This is a genomic window from Anaerococcus tetradius ATCC 35098, from assembly GCF_000159095.1.
In the GTDB taxonomy this organism is placed as follows: Bacteria; Bacillota; Clostridia; order Tissierellales; family Peptoniphilaceae; genus Anaerococcus; species Anaerococcus tetradius.
In genome coordinates, this window is the sequence record NZ_GG666303.1 from 43808 (window position 1) to 57444 (window position 13637).

Annotated in this window: 16 protein-coding genes; all 16 read left to right on the top strand. The window is 34.4% G+C overall.

What is annotated here, in order from left to right; all coding sequences use genetic code 11:
* Positions 1-56 precede the first annotated feature (56 nt).
* Complete coding sequence (gene pyrH, locus HMPREF0077_RS08875; RefSeq protein WP_004837676.1) at positions 57-773, top strand: UMP kinase; 717 nt, start codon at positions 57-59, stop codon at positions 771-773.
* A complete protein-coding gene (gene frr, locus HMPREF0077_RS08880) occupies positions 773-1333 on the top strand; it encodes a ribosome recycling factor (RefSeq protein WP_004837677.1) in 561 nt (186 codons plus the stop codon). Before pyrH ends, frr begins: the two co-directional genes overlap by 1 nt.
* A complete protein-coding gene (locus HMPREF0077_RS08885) occupies positions 1334-2428 on the top strand; it encodes a type II secretion system F family protein (protein ID WP_004837678.1) in 1095 nt (364 codons plus the stop codon).
* Between the two features lie 9 nt (positions 2429-2437).
* On the top strand, positions 2438-2806 hold the full coding sequence (locus HMPREF0077_RS08890) for a type II secretion system protein (RefSeq protein WP_004837679.1): 369 nt from the start codon (positions 2438-2440) through the stop codon (positions 2804-2806).
* Positions 2803-3519 carry a prepilin peptidase gene (locus tag HMPREF0077_RS08895; protein WP_004837680.1) on the top strand — a complete coding sequence of 239 codons (717 nt, stop codon included), beginning with the start codon at positions 2803-2805 and terminating at the stop codon, positions 3517-3519. Before HMPREF0077_RS08890 ends, HMPREF0077_RS08895 begins: the two co-directional genes overlap by 4 nt.
* On the top strand, positions 3516-3980 hold the full coding sequence (locus HMPREF0077_RS10385) for a pilus assembly FimT family protein (RefSeq protein WP_004837681.1): 465 nt from the start codon (positions 3516-3518) through the stop codon (positions 3978-3980). The genes HMPREF0077_RS08895 and HMPREF0077_RS10385 overlap by 4 nt, the downstream gene beginning before the upstream one ends.
* Entirely contained in the window at positions 3964-4272 is a 309-nt protein-coding gene (gene comGE / locus HMPREF0077_RS08905) for a competence type IV pilus minor pilin ComGE (protein ID WP_004837682.1), read from the top strand. Before HMPREF0077_RS10385 ends, comGE begins: the two co-directional genes overlap by 17 nt.
* On the top strand, positions 4273-4764 hold the full coding sequence (locus tag HMPREF0077_RS08910; RefSeq protein ID WP_004837683.1) for a PulJ/GspJ family protein: 492 nt from the start codon (positions 4273-4275) through the stop codon (positions 4762-4764).
* Positions 4761-5561, top strand: a complete 801-nt coding sequence (locus HMPREF0077_RS08915) for a hypothetical protein (RefSeq protein ID WP_004837684.1) — start codon at positions 4761-4763, stop codon at positions 5559-5561. Before HMPREF0077_RS08910 ends, HMPREF0077_RS08915 begins: the two co-directional genes overlap by 4 nt.
* A gap of 65 nt (positions 5562-5626) precedes the next feature.
* The gene (locus HMPREF0077_RS08920; RefSeq protein ID WP_040349682.1) at positions 5627-6820 is read left to right on the top strand and encodes an acetate/propionate family kinase; all 1194 of its coding nucleotides are present in this window, start codon (positions 5627-5629) and stop codon (positions 6818-6820) included.
* 63 nt (positions 6821-6883) lie between these two features.
* The gene (rpmF, locus tag HMPREF0077_RS08925) at positions 6884-7063 is read left to right on the top strand and encodes a 50S ribosomal protein L32 (protein ID WP_004837686.1); all 180 of its coding nucleotides are present in this window, start codon (positions 6884-6886) and stop codon (positions 7061-7063) included.
* 53 nt (positions 7064-7116) lie between these two features.
* The gene (gene plsX, locus HMPREF0077_RS08930) at positions 7117-8091 is read left to right on the top strand and encodes a phosphate acyltransferase PlsX (protein ID WP_004837687.1); all 975 of its coding nucleotides are present in this window, start codon (positions 7117-7119) and stop codon (positions 8089-8091) included.
* Positions 8088-8312 carry an acyl carrier protein gene (locus HMPREF0077_RS08935; RefSeq protein ID WP_004837688.1) on the top strand — a complete coding sequence of 75 codons (225 nt, stop codon included), beginning with the start codon at positions 8088-8090 and terminating at the stop codon, positions 8310-8312. Before plsX ends, HMPREF0077_RS08935 begins: the two co-directional genes overlap by 4 nt.
* Positions 8312-9031, top strand: coding sequence for a ribonuclease III (gene rnc / locus HMPREF0077_RS08940; protein ID WP_004837689.1), 720 nt, complete (start codon positions 8312-8314; stop codon positions 9029-9031). Before HMPREF0077_RS08935 ends, rnc begins: the two co-directional genes overlap by 1 nt.
* Entirely contained in the window at positions 9024-10103 is a 1080-nt protein-coding gene (locus tag HMPREF0077_RS08945; protein ID WP_004837690.1) for an elongator complex protein 3, read from the top strand. The genes rnc and HMPREF0077_RS08945 overlap by 8 nt, the downstream gene beginning before the upstream one ends.
* Positions 10094-13612: a chromosome segregation protein SMC gene (smc, locus tag HMPREF0077_RS08950; protein ID WP_040349683.1), complete on the top strand. Its 3519-nt coding sequence runs from the start codon at positions 10094-10096 to the stop codon at positions 13610-13612. The genes HMPREF0077_RS08945 and smc overlap by 10 nt, the downstream gene beginning before the upstream one ends.
* The last annotated feature ends 25 nt before the right edge of the window (positions 13613-13637 follow it).

The window sequence follows — 13637 nt, forward strand, 5'->3', positions numbered from 1 at the left end:
TTCCTTGCAAATGTTAACATCAATAGGTTATAATTAATGTAAGTAGGAGGATTATTTTGCAAGATTACAAAAGAGTTGTTCTAAAGCTAAGCGGAGAAGCCCTAGCAGGGGATCGAGGTTTCGGCTTTGATGATGATATTATTATAAATATATGTGAAAATATAAAGGTTGTAGCAGAACTTGGTGTTGAGATAGCTATAGTTGTTGGTGGAGGCAATTTCTGGAGGGGCAGATCTGGTAAGGAAATTGATAGGGCAAGCTCTGATACTATTGGTATGCTTGGTACTGTTATGAACGGTTTGAGAGTTCAGGGAACTCTTGAACAAATGGGTCTTGAGACAAGATTAATGACTGCCATAGATATGAAGGAAGTTGCAGAGCCTTACATCAGAAGAAGGGCTGTTAGACATTTGGAAAAGGGTAGGATAGTTATATTTTCTGCAGGTACTGGCCTTCCATATTTCTCAACAGATACAACAGCAAGCCTTCGTGCCCTAGAGATTGATGCTGATGTTATTCTTCTAGGTAAGACTGGAACCGATGGTATTTATGATAAGGACCCTAATGTTTATCATGATGCAGTTAAGTTTGATAAGCTAACTTACAGAGAAATTCTTCATAAAGAATTAAAGATAATGGATACAACTGCTACATCATTGTGCATGGATAATGATATGCCACTATTTGTTTTTGGTATTGATGATCCAGCCAATTTAGTAAGAATATTTAAAGAGGAAAGTCCAGTAGGGACTATAGTAAAGGAGAGTTTTTAATGATTTATGAGCAAATTAAAAAGCAAGCAACTGACGAAATGAACAAGGCTGTAGAGTCTTTTGAGAAAAGAATTTCTACAATCAAGGCAGGTCGTGCTACTGAAGCAATTCTAGATGGCATTACTTTTTCATATTATGGAACAGAAACTCCAATCAATCAAGCTGCAACAGTTTCTATACCAGAAGCAAGGCTATTAGTTATCAAGCCTTGGGATAAGTCTAATATTGGTCCAATAGAAAAGGCTATACTTAAATCTAATGTAGGTATCACCCCACAAAACGACGGGGAGATTATAAGACTTCCTTTCCCACAACTAACAGAGGAAAGAAGAAAGCAATACACCAAAGAAGTAGACACCTATGCAGAAGATAGCAAGATTATAATTAGAAACAAGAGAAGAGAAGCTATGGAGGAAGTCAAAAAGAGTGAAAAATCTGGTGATATAACAGAAGATGACAGATATACACTCGAAGATGAGATCCAAAAAATTACTGATAAGAGAATAGAAGAATTAGAGAAAATTGCTGCTAAGAAAAACAAGGAGCTAATGTCAGTATAATTGAATAAGTTGAGTAAACAAAGGATAATTGAACTTTTGAATAAGGATATCATTCCTAGTAGGATTCCTGCTAGGATAGTATCTTTGTTTCTTAAACAATTATCCTTACTTTTAAATTCAGGCATAAGTCTTGATGAAAGTCTTATGATAATTAAAAATCAAAACATGGATAGGAAACTTACAAAAAGTCTTGATAATATCTTGGGACATTTGGATAAGGGCTTTAATGCCTATGAGGCCTTCTACAAGGAAAGAAAGGCCTTTAGTCCTATGTTAATAGCCTTCATTAAATCAGGGGATGAGAGTGGTCGCTTGGCTGATATCTTATCAGAATATTCTGATTATTTACTAGTTGATAGCAAAAATAAATCTCAGATTAGGCAAGCCTTTATCTACCCTGCAATCCTCCTTTTTGTAACTATAATAGTAGTTGTCCTTATAGTAAGTTTGGTTATTCCAAGTTTTAGCGAAAGTTTTGCAAATTATAATATGGCCTTACCCTTGATGACTAGGATACTCTTGGCAATTTCCTCATTTTTTATGAATTATGGACTTGTATTTTTACTAATGATTTTCGCCCTTGTTTTGGGATATCTTTACTTATACAATAGTAAGGACTATAGACTTAGGATTGATAGCTTTAATTTCAAATATCTACCCCTAAAGAAGTTTAGAATGTTAAGGGTTGAGTATGAATTAAGTTCGCTTCTTTACATCCTAAGGAGTGGTGATATTAATATCATAAGTTCCATAGAAATTATCAGACAAGCCTTTTTAAATACCTACATAAAAAGAAAACTAATCCTAATAGAAAAAGATTTGTTGGATGGTAGAAGCCTAAGCTATGCCTTTAAGGGGGCAGGAATATTTTCCAAACTTCTCATATCTATGATAGAGGTAGGCGAAAATAGTGGCGACATGGTTGCTTCTTTGAAGAAGACTTCAGAATATTTTTCTAATGAATATATTTATAGGCTAAAGAAATTATCACGTTTAGCTGAACCAGTTTTGATTCTAATTATGTCTATAATCGTTGCTTTTGTTGTATTTTCTGTAACAATACCGATGTTTGATTCGGTTAATTACTTATATTAAGGAGTTTCTATGAAAAAGAAAAAAGGTTTTACTTTGATAGAACTAGTAATCGTTATAGCAATTATAACAGTTCTAGCTGCTATTGCGATTCCTAGATATAATGTTTCAAAGAAAAGAGCAGCTATTGCTGCCCATAATGCTAATGTCCAAATGCTAACAAGTGCTGCTAATATGGCTGTATCTGATGGAATACTTGATAAGTCTTGGAAAAAAGAAGATGATGCAAAGGACTATGTAGAAAAATGGCCGCAAGTACCTAAGGAAGCTGGCGTGACTGGACAATCCTATGAGGTTAAGATTGATAAGGATGGAAAAATAACTGTTACGCCGGCTGCTGTAGATATCAAAGATGATAATACCAAAAAAGAAAATAAATGATTAATCTATTAATATTTTTCCTAGGAAGTATCTTCGGCTCTTTTGCCAATCTTGTAGTTAATAGAAGCATTTCCGGGGAAAGCATAGTCTTTCCTAGAAGTCATTGTGATTTTTGCAAGAGAAAACTTGAATGGTTCGAACTTATTCCCATATTTTCTTATATCTTCCTAAGGGGAAGCTGTAGGAGCTGTGGGAAAAAGATCGGGCCTTCTTATCTTTTGATGGAAGTAGGGGGAGGTTTTTTAGCCCTTATAGGATTTTTGCCTAATTTTAATTTAAAAGCTTTCTTTATCTTTGCCTCCCTAATTATTTCTATGATAATAGCTATAATAGACCTAAAAACTATGGAGATATTTCAAGGTCAGCTAATTTTCCTGATAGGCTTAGGACTTTTCTATAGGCTTATTTTTATTGGCTTTAGCGGTGCTTATTTGTTAGAGCTTTTCGGCTTTAGCATAATGTATCTTGCAATCTTTTACTTATCCAAGAAAAATATAGGCGATGGGGACTACTATTTCTACCTAGGACTTAGTCTTTTTATTAAAGATTCTAGCTTTCTTTTATTTATCCTTATATCAATCTGGCTAGGAGGACTTGTTGGTCTAATAATTCTTCTTAAAGAAAGAAAAAGAGGAATGAGGATGCCCTTTGCTATCTTTATTTTTATCTCTTACCTTTTAATATTAATCTTAGAAAGAGGAGCTTTCTTATGAAAAAGAGGGGATTTAGTCTTATAGAACTTATTGTAGTAGTAGCCATTATGTCCCTTATTTCCCTTGTGGCTCTTTTTAAATTCAATATTTTAAATAAAATAAAGGCCAAAAACGAAGTAAATTTATTGATTAATGACCTGTACTATGCAAAGGAGAGGGCCCTTGCAAGTGGTAAGGATGTTAAGGTCAAATTTAAAGATGACAAGTATTATATAAGTTTTTATAATAATTTTAAAAAACCTAAGTTACAAATAGAGAGGACTTTATCCTTTTTAGTGCTAAAGGTCAGCCATGAAGTAGAAAATGATACGAGAAATTTCGAATTTAAAGCGACAGGTTCAGTTGGAAATCCCCAAAGCATAACTTTTACTTGCAAAGATCTCTATGGTAATGATGGGGAACTTATAATTCACATTGGAGTTGCAGGAGGTTCGTTAAGTATTGATGAGAAAAAACAATAAGGGATTTACCCTAATAGAATGTATAGTAGCTCTTGGCCTAATAAGCCTTCTAACGGTAGTATTACTACCCAGTCTTAATTATCTATCCAAAGCTAACAACAAGCTTCAAAGAGATACTAGGATACTTTATGCCCTAGAAAGTGCCATAGAGAAAAATAAGACCAGCGATATTGGTGATTTCACAGATGATATAAATGGTTTTGAGATAAAGGTGTCGATAATCCGCTATGATGATAATTTAAAGAAAATAAGGGCAAGCTACGAAAACTATAGCTTGGATTTGGTAAGATAGATGAAAAGGCCTGCTTTTACCCTGATAGAGCTAATTGTAGCTCTTGCAATCGCAAGCCTACTTGTAGCAGCGATTTCTATGATACTCTCCCTGAATTTGAGTCTCACAAATAAGGCTTATCTGGATGAAAAGGCCTACAAACAAGCAAGCCATGCTGCCTTATACATAGAAGATAAAGTAAGAAGGGCTTACAAGATTGAAAAAAACGACTTGAGTGGGGATAAATTCACCCTCTACATATCTAGCTACAACAAAGATAAGAGGGCCTTTGAAGAATCTACCTATAAGTTTTTTCTGGATAATAAGGTCTTATATGCCCTAGTCTCTAATCTAGATACCCCCAGTGATAAGGGCGGAGAGGTTAGAATATGTGAACTTGAATATCTCAGCCTTAAATATGATAAGAAAAACCAATATGTAGAAATTATAGTCGAAGGCAAATCCAAAAATTCAAGAATAGAAACTTGTATAAATTTAGGAGAAAGAGAATGAAAAGGGGCTTTATTAGTATCTATGTTTTGCTAGTCCTTCTTTTCATATCAGTAAGCATAGCCTTCCTAGCAAGACAAGTCCAAAACAACACCGACATAGAATCAGACCTTTATGCAAAAAAAGAGGCTATCTACGATGCCCAATCCCATGTAAATATCTTTTACAAGAATGAGTTTGATAAAATCAAAGAATATGTCCTTGAAGATTTAAAAAGAACAAATGTAGATGGTATGAGTGATGAAAATTTTCAAAATGCAAAACTTTACCAGCTTACTTACAAAAATAAGGATACAATAATCTACATGGGTAGGGTTATAGACACTAAAATAAATAGAAAAAGGGATAAGATTTATAAAATTGCTAGTGTAATTGAAAGTGGCAATGTCAAAGCTGAGGCAAATATTTATTTTAAAATCAAAGAGCATATCCTAATTGATTCGGATTCTCCTATAAAATATAATGATATCAAAGACTCTCTTGGAAAGATTCAATTTAAGAAAGACTATTCTATTTATGGGTCAATCCCAGCTACTAGTCCTAGCCATCCCTACTATGGTCTTATTTGTATAGATAATGACTTAAATCTCGATAAGGATTTGTATATAAATGGAATCTTATTAGTAAAAGGAAAGATTAAGACTAATGGCAAAAAATTGAAAGTTACAGGCCAGCTTATATGTGATAATGAGAATTTTACTGGCATTGATTACACTAAAGATTATACTTATATAATTAATAGTGTAGAAAACAAGATGGATCTTATAGATGTGAAAATTATAATTAGGAAAGCTTTTTAGATTTTTTGCCTAGAAATAATTTATGGTATAATGAGAATAGTAAAATGAAAATAAATGGAGGAAAAATGAAAATTCTAGTAATAAACTGTGGTAGTTCATCACTTAAATATCAATTATTTGATATGGACAAAGAGGAAGTTATGGTAAAGGGTCTTGTTGAAAGAATCGGCATTGATGGCTCAAGACTTATCCAAGAAAAGGATGGGGACAAATACACCATAGAAGAAGATATGAAAGATCACACAGAAGCAGTAGCTCATGTATTTAACGCCCTAGTAGATAAGGAAAATGGTGTTATCAACGATCTTTCCGAAATTGATGCAGTAGGACATAGATTCGTTCATGGTGGAGAAAAAATCACCAAATCTTGTCTAATTGATAAAGAAGTAAGAGAAGCTATAGAAGAATATAGCAAATTTGCACCACTTCACAACCCAGCCAACCTTATGGGCCTTGAGGCTTGCGAAAAACTTCTTGAAGGCGTTCCAAATGTAGCAGTATTTGACACAGCCTTCCACCAAACAATGCCTGAAAGAACCTTCCTTTATGGTATTGACTACAAATATTATGAAGAAGATGCAATTAGAAAATATGGTTTCCACGGAACAAGCCACAACTTTATTACAAACAAAACAGCAGAAATCCTCGGTAAAGATGTAAATGAATTAAATATAATCTCTTGTCATTTAGGAAATGGATCATCAATTACAGCCGTTAAAGAAGGAAAGAGCTACGATACATCAATGGGTCTTACACCACTTGAAGGACTTATCATGGGAACAAGATCTGGAGATATAGATCCAACAGCTGTAACTTATATAATGAAGGAAAAAAATATAAGTGCTCGTGAAATGGAAGATATTCTAAACAAAAAATCTGGTGTACTTGGCGTTAGTGGAGTTAGCTCAGACTTTAGAGACCTAGAAGATGCAGCTAAAAAAGGAAATAAGAGAGCCCAATACGCCCTAGATATGTTTGTTACTAGAGCTAAAAGATATATAGCAGGCTATATGGCAGAAATCGGAAGAGTTGATGCTATAGTATTTACAGGCGGAATCGGTGAAAACTCAATCGAAATGAGAAAAGACATCATGGAAGGTTTTGCTCAATTCGGTATCGAAATTGATGATGAGAAAAACAATGTTCGCGGTGGAGCTCACGAGATTTCTAAAGATGGATCAAAGGTTAAGATAATGGTAGTTGCAACCAACGAAGAGTTGATGATTGCAAGAGATACAAAATCTATAGTAGAAGCTTGACAAAGGACTCTTACCATTATATAATATAAAGGATTGCTAAACTGATAAGAGGAGGTGTTAAAGATGGCAGTACCAAAGAGAAGAACATCAAAAACAAGAAAAAATAAAAGAAGAGCCTCAGCTTATACTTTGAAAAGATCAAACTATGTTGAGTGTCCAAATTGTCATGAGCCAAAACTTCCACACAGAGTTTGCCCAAACTGTGGTGAATACAAAGGCGAAACAATTCTTGATGTAGAGTAAGAGATAGTGTTTTACACTATCTTTTTTAATATAATAATTTAAAGAAGGAAGATATGAAAATACTTATAGATACTTACGGTGCAGACCAGGGTGAGAAGGTTCTAGTTGACGGAGCCATCCTTTGCAAAGAAAAAAGAGATTTCACTCCAGTTTTTATAGGCAACAAAGAAAAAATAGAAAAGCTAATAGCAGGAAGAATTTCTGACTACGAAATAATCCATACAGACGAATTTATTTCTAACGATGAAGATCCAGCTAGGGCTATTAGAAGGAAAAAAGATGCTTCAATAGTTATTGCATTCGAAAAAGCCAAAGAAGAAGCTTATGATGGCATTCTTTCAGCAGGATCGACCGGAGCTCTGCTTGCAGGAGGACTCTTTATAGCTAAAAGAATAAAGGGAATCGACAGGGCCTGCCTTGCAACAAGCCTTCCAACTCTAGAGGGAACGACTCTTTTGATGGATACAGGAGCTAATATGGACTGCAAGAAAGAATTTTTGGAAGAATTCGGATTAATGGGTAAAGTATATCTAGAAAATGTGCTTGCTATAGAAAATCCAAAGATTGGCCTTCTAAATGTAGGAGTCGAGGAGCATAAGGGCAATAAATTAACTAAGGAAACTTACGTCCTCCTTAAAGAAGCAAATATGAATTTTGTAGGAAATATCGAAGCAAGGGACCTATTAACAGGAAAGGTCAATGTCGTACTAGCTGACGGCTTTGATGGGAATATTGCAATAAAAACTGCAGAAGGGGTTCTAAAATTATTAGCAGGTCAGATGAAGGACGTATTTTATAAGTCTTTATTAAATAAACTTGCTGCAGGAATCTTAAAGAAGGACCTAAAAGCTATGTTTAATAAGTATTCGGCAGACGAAGTTGGAGGAGCACCTCTTTTAGGGGTTCAGGCCTATGTCTACAAGGCCCACGGAAACGCCAACGAGCTTGCTATTTCTAATGCTTTGCTAGGATTAATGGATTATATAGACAAGAAAGTTATTGAAAAGATAGAAGGAGAACTGATTTGATTAGAGAAAGATTAAAAGAATTGGCTATAGAACACCTTGATATCAACCCAGAAGAGATTGATTTTGATAGCAAGATTTCTGATTTAGATATTGATTCCATCGACCTTGTGGATTTCATAATGGTACTTGAGGATGAGTTTTCAATAGAATTTTCTGATGAAGAATTAGACGAGATTGAAACTCTCGCTGATATAGTAAGTTTAATTGAGAGCAAGAATTAATGGCTATTTCTAAAGATAGACTAAAAAAAATTGAAGAATTTGAGGAAAAAATCGGCTACAGCTTCAATGACAAGGAATTGATAGATGTAGCCTTTACTCATTCGTCTTATACTAACGAGGTTAAGGGCAAAAAGAAAAGCAACGAAAGACTAGAGTTTTTGGGTGATTCAATCCTTGATATGATAGTTAGTGAGATTCTTTTTAAGAATTATTCACAAAAACCAGAAGGCTGGCTAACCAAAACAAGGTCAAGGCTAGTCTGCACTTCTTCTTTTGCCAAGGCTTGCGAAAAATTTCAGATGTCTTCATATCTAAATTTTGGCAATGGTGAAAAACAAGGTGGAGGAGAACTAAAAAAGCATGTAAAGGCAGATACTTTCGAAGCAGTCTGTGCTGCCATCTATTTAGATAGTTCTTATGAAAATTTGTTCAATTTCCTTGTGACAAATTATAAGGCTGAAGCCTTGCATGTAATCAATGATGATTCGATTTTTAATGATTATAAGACTAAACTTCAAGAATACCACAATGCTAAGGATAAAAAAATATTAAAATACGAATTAACTAAGGAAGAAGGCCCAGAACACTCCAAGACCTTTACCATGGCTGTTAAGTTAGGCAACAAAATCTTAGCTTATGGTGTTGGAAAAAACAAGAAGCAAGCAGAACAAATGGCTGCCAAGGCTGCCTTCGAGAAAATTAACAAAAAAAATGGCTAAGAAAGAATATATAATACCAATATTTATTCCTTTTTTAGGTTGTCCTCACGATTGTGCCTTTTGCAATCAGCTAAAGATTACAAACTTTAAGGATAAGCTTGATAGGGAAAAAATAATTGCTGAAATCGAAAAAAATTTATCTTACTTTCCCCAAGCCAAGGCTACAGAACTTGCATTTTTCGGAGGCTCCTTTACAGGTCTTGATGAGGATGTCATGAAGGGATATCTTTCTATCGCCAAGGAGTACAAAGAGAAGGGAATTATTGATAGAATCAGATTATCGACAAGACCTGATTATATAAATAATTCTATTCTAGAAATACTAAAGGCCTACCAGGTGGATATTATAGAACTTGGCATCCAATCTCTTGATCAGGAAATTTTAGATGCTAATGAGAGGGGGCATTCAGTCGATGACTCTCTTATGGCAAGTGAGCTAATAAAGTCTTTTGGCTTTAGTCTAGGTCATCAAGTAATGCCGGGCTTATTTAGGGATACAAAGGATAAGTCTATCCAAACGGCCATAAAATCTGCAAATATGAAGCCAGATATGGTGAGGATATATCCGACACTTGTTATAAAGGATACAAAACTTGAAAAGCTCTATCAGGCTGGCATCTATAAGCCCTTAGACCTTGATAGGGCTGTTAGCTTGTCAGCAGAAATATATATGATTTATAGGGCCAAAGATATTGATGTTATAAGGATTGGCCTACAGACTACAGAAAATATAAATGATAAAGAAGATGTAGTAGCAGGACCCTTCCATCCTGCCATTAGACAATTGGTTGAAGGCTATATCTATAAGAAATATCTCGAAGAGTTGATAGGAAAAGAAAAGCTTGAAGGAGAGCTTGCAATTCACACATCTTCTAGGAATATTTCCATCATAGCAGGAAATAAAAAGATAAACAAGAAATATTTTTACGATAAATATGGGATAGTTATGTCCTTTGTTTCTGACAAGGATGACTTTATTGAAAATAAGGATAAGAAAATCCAACTTGATATGGCTAGTTTCATAAAATCTTATGTGAAGAAAACTTACGGTGGTGATTTAGTATTAGATTAGAAAGTATTGAACTAAAGGGCTTTAAGTCCTTTGCTGATAGGACGAAAATTGAATTTGACGAACAAATTACTGCTGTTGTTGGTCCTAATGGATCTGGAAAGAGTAATATTTCGGATGCCATAAGATGGGTCTTGGGTGAGCAATCCGCCAAGTCCTTGCGTGGGGCAAAGATGAATGATGTAATTTTTCAAGGCGGAGAAAATTCTAAGTCCTTAAATCTGGCAGAGGTAAATCTAAATTTTTCCAATGAAGATAAGGCACTTGATCTTGCCTATGATAAGGTCAAAATCTCAAGGCGTATCTTTAGAGATGGAGACAACGAGTATAGGATTAATGGCAAGAAGGTTAGACTAAAGGATGTAAGAGAATTATTCCTAGATACAGGAGTCGGTAAGGAAGGTTATTCCATCATCTCCCAGGGTAGAATCGAAGAGATTATTTCATCATCAGCCAAGGATAGGAGAAATATCTTCGAGGAAGCTAGCGGTATAGCCAAGCATAAATTTAGGAGAGATGAGGCAAATAAAAAACTAGAAAAAGTTACTGATGATTTGGAAATAATCGACAGGGAATGGGAATACAAGAAAAAGGACTTGGCCCTTCTTAGTGGCTACAAGGATAACTTCCTTAAAAACAAGGCTTTAACTGAAGAATTAGATGAAAAATCATATTTTTATATGAAAGATAAGTCGAGAAGTCTTCTAGATAAGAAGGAAAAGCTTCTTGGTAAAATCGAAAAACTTGACCAAGAATTAACTGCATCGACAAGTGAGCTTGATGAAATAAGAAAAAAGCTCAGTCCCTACAAGAAAAATCAAGAAAGTCTCGAAGAAAAAATAAAAATCATCCGAGAAAATATTGATAAATACACAAAAGATATAGAAAAATCGGAAAATAAGCTTCTCCTAAATAAGGAAAAATCTGCCTATAATAATAAAGATATGACCAGGCTTTTGGAAAATATCAAGTCAAATGAAGATAGGCGAGCTAAGGTTAAAAAGGATTTAGAAAAAGAAGAAGCTAATCTTTTAGCCTATAAGGAAAAATTAAAGGACAGCGAAGATAAGAGTAAGTTAAATGAAAATAATATAGAGGGCCTAAGAGTTGAGATAGAAAAACTTAAAAGCCTAAAGAATGAAGAAGAACTAAAGCTAGAAAAGCTAAAAGAAGAAATCTACAATTATGAGGTCGACCAAAAGTCCAAGGCCCTATTTGACCAAAAAAAGGCTGAAGAAGATAAGAAAAGGCTTGAGAAGCTGAAAAAATTAGAAGATGAGCATAAGAATCTAAATATGGAAAGGCAAAAGCTCGACCAAGAAATTATCTCCGATGATAAGGATAGAAAAGACTTTGCCCAAAGGCTCAAAGCTAAGGCAGAAGAGCTAAGTAAAAAGAAAAGTGACTTGGAAGAGCTTATCAAAGATAATAATGATAACAATATAAAATTAAAGACTTCCATATCTGAGTTCAAGCTTCAAAAGGAAAATATAGATAAAAATAGGGGCTATATTTATTCAATCCAAGATTTCCTTAACAAGACTAAGGAAAATGGTCTGGATAAACTCTACCTAGATTCTCTAGCAAATCTTATTAGTGTAAAAGAGGGCTATGAGGATGTAATTGATAATCTTATGGGAGCGAGTCTCCAAAACATTGTAACGAAAAATAAGGCTGATACAAGAGATCTTATTAACTTCGTAAATAAGATGAAGCTTGGTAGAATAACCTTCCTACCTATTGATTCCATAAAATCTTTTAAGAAGGAGAGGCCAGATGAAGAAGAAGTGATTGCTATGGCCTATGATTTGATAGAAGCACCAGACAATCTAGCTAATATTATTGACCACTTCCTAGGCTCAACAGTAGTAGTATCAGATATCGACAAGGCGGTAAGTCTTTCTAATAAGCTAAAGGGCTATAGGATTATAAGCATGAATCTCGACATAATTAACACTTGGGGGTCCATGGTTGCTGGTAATGATAAGAATAGGAAGAAAAATACAAATCTACTAAATAGAAATAAGAAATTAGATGACCTAAAAGAACTTATTTTAACTTTGAGAAATAAGAAAGACAGCTATAGCAATTCCTACAAAGACCTTATGGAAGCTGTAAGTAGGAATGAAGAAGAAATTGACCTTGCTAGAAAGGACTTTGACCTAAAGGAAGAAGAGAGGAGATTGAGAAAATCTAAGCTAGAATCTCTTGATTTAAGGTTAGCAAATATACAAGTGAGGATTAAAGAGCTAGGAGAAGAAGATGAAGGCTATGTATCCTTACAAGATAAGCTTGATATTAATGAACTTAGGTCTAGGCTTGATAAGCTAAAGAAGGAAATTTCAGACAAAGAAGAAAGCCTAAGCGAAAAAGAAGCCTTGCTTAGAGATTGCGAAGATGAGATAATAAGACTTGAAAATACTATAGAGATAATAAAACGTGACATAAATCTCTTGCTAAATTCAACAAACAAGCTCAGAAATACGCTAAATGACCTAGATAATTCTGATAGATTAGAAATTAAACTAAGAAAAGAAATTGAAAATTCCATAGCAGAGCTTAAAGAAAATGATGATAAGCTAAGAAAAATAATAGAATTTTCTAGGACGAACATGGCTAAGGAAGAAGAAGGCCTTAAGGAAAGTATCAAAAAACTTGACTCTATGACCTTGGAAAATGCTAATATGGTTGATAGGGACAAGGCCCTTGATGAGAAGATAAAAAATTTCAATCTAGAAAAGGTGAAACTCGACTATGAGCTAAGCTCCATAAATTCTAAATATAATTCAATTGTTGATGAAGTAAAGCCCTTTATTAGCATGAGTTTAGATAACTTAGAAGAAAAGTTTAAGGATAAGGAGCCGGTAAAGACAAATAAAACATCTCTTATAGAAATTCAAAGAAAACTCAACTCAATTGGATTTTTTGATGAAAACTCCCTAGAAAATTACAAAGAGGCGAATGAGGCCTTTGATTTTCTGGATAAGCAAATGAAAGACTTGATCAACTCTAAGGCTGATATAGAAAAGATGATCCAAAAGCTCGAAAAAGAAATGAAGGAAGAGTTCATCAAAAACTTTAACATTATCAATGATAAATTTATGAGGATATTTAAGACCCTCTTTATAGGTGGCGATGCCAAGCTAATACTCGATAGTGATGATAGCTTAAATGCGGGAATTGAAATAGAGGCAAGACCTCCATCTAAATCCCTAAAGTCCATTTCCCTCCTATCAGGTGGGGAGAAATCTCTTACTGCTGTAGCCTTGCTCTTTGCAATATTCGAGACCAATCCTGCACCCTTTGCCATCCTCGATGAGATTGATGCGGCCTTGGATGAAACAAATATCAAAAGATATATAGAATACTTAAAAAGCTTATCTGACAAAACCCAGTTTATAATGATAACTCACAGGCAAACGACCATGCAATTGGCTGAGAGGATTCATGGAGTAACTATTGGGGATAATGGAAAAAGCAAGATATACTCAATAGACTTTGCAAATAATTGAAAATAAGCTTTGCAAAAGTACAATA

What these genes read in the sequence shown, in the direction of transcription:
- frr (WP_004837677.1), top strand. Translation starts at nt 773, where the DNA reads ATGATTTATGAGCAAATTAAAAAGCAAGCAACTGACGAAATGAACAAG.
- HMPREF0077_RS08890 (WP_004837679.1), top strand. Translation starts at nt 2,438, where the DNA reads ATGAAAAAGAAAAAAGGTTTTACTTTGATAGAACTAGTAATCGTTATA.
- HMPREF0077_RS08895 (WP_004837680.1), top strand. Translation starts at nt 2,803, where the DNA reads ATGATTAATCTATTAATATTTTTCCTAGGAAGTATCTTCGGCTCTTTT.
- HMPREF0077_RS10385 (WP_004837681.1), top strand. Translation starts at nt 3,516, where the DNA reads ATGAAAAAGAGGGGATTTAGTCTTATAGAACTTATTGTAGTAGTAGCC.
- comGE (WP_004837682.1), top strand. Translation starts at nt 3,964, where the DNA reads ATGAGAAAAAACAATAAGGGATTTACCCTAATAGAATGTATAGTAGCT.
- HMPREF0077_RS08910 (WP_004837683.1), top strand. Translation starts at nt 4,273, where the DNA reads ATGAAAAGGCCTGCTTTTACCCTGATAGAGCTAATTGTAGCTCTTGCA.
- HMPREF0077_RS08915 (WP_004837684.1), top strand. Translation starts at nt 4,761, where the DNA reads ATGAAAAGGGGCTTTATTAGTATCTATGTTTTGCTAGTCCTTCTTTTC.
- HMPREF0077_RS08920 (WP_040349682.1), top strand. Translation starts at nt 5,627, where the DNA reads ATGAAAATTCTAGTAATAAACTGTGGTAGTTCATCACTTAAATATCAA.
- rpmF (WP_004837686.1), top strand. Translation starts at nt 6,884, where the DNA reads ATGGCAGTACCAAAGAGAAGAACATCAAAAACAAGAAAAAATAAAAGA.
- plsX (WP_004837687.1), top strand. Translation starts at nt 7,117, where the DNA reads ATGAAAATACTTATAGATACTTACGGTGCAGACCAGGGTGAGAAGGTT.
- rnc (WP_004837689.1), top strand. Translation starts at nt 8,312, where the DNA reads ATGGCTATTTCTAAAGATAGACTAAAAAAAATTGAAGAATTTGAGGAA.
- HMPREF0077_RS08945 (WP_004837690.1), top strand. Translation starts at nt 9,024, where the DNA reads ATGGCTAAGAAAGAATATATAATACCAATATTTATTCCTTTTTTAGGT.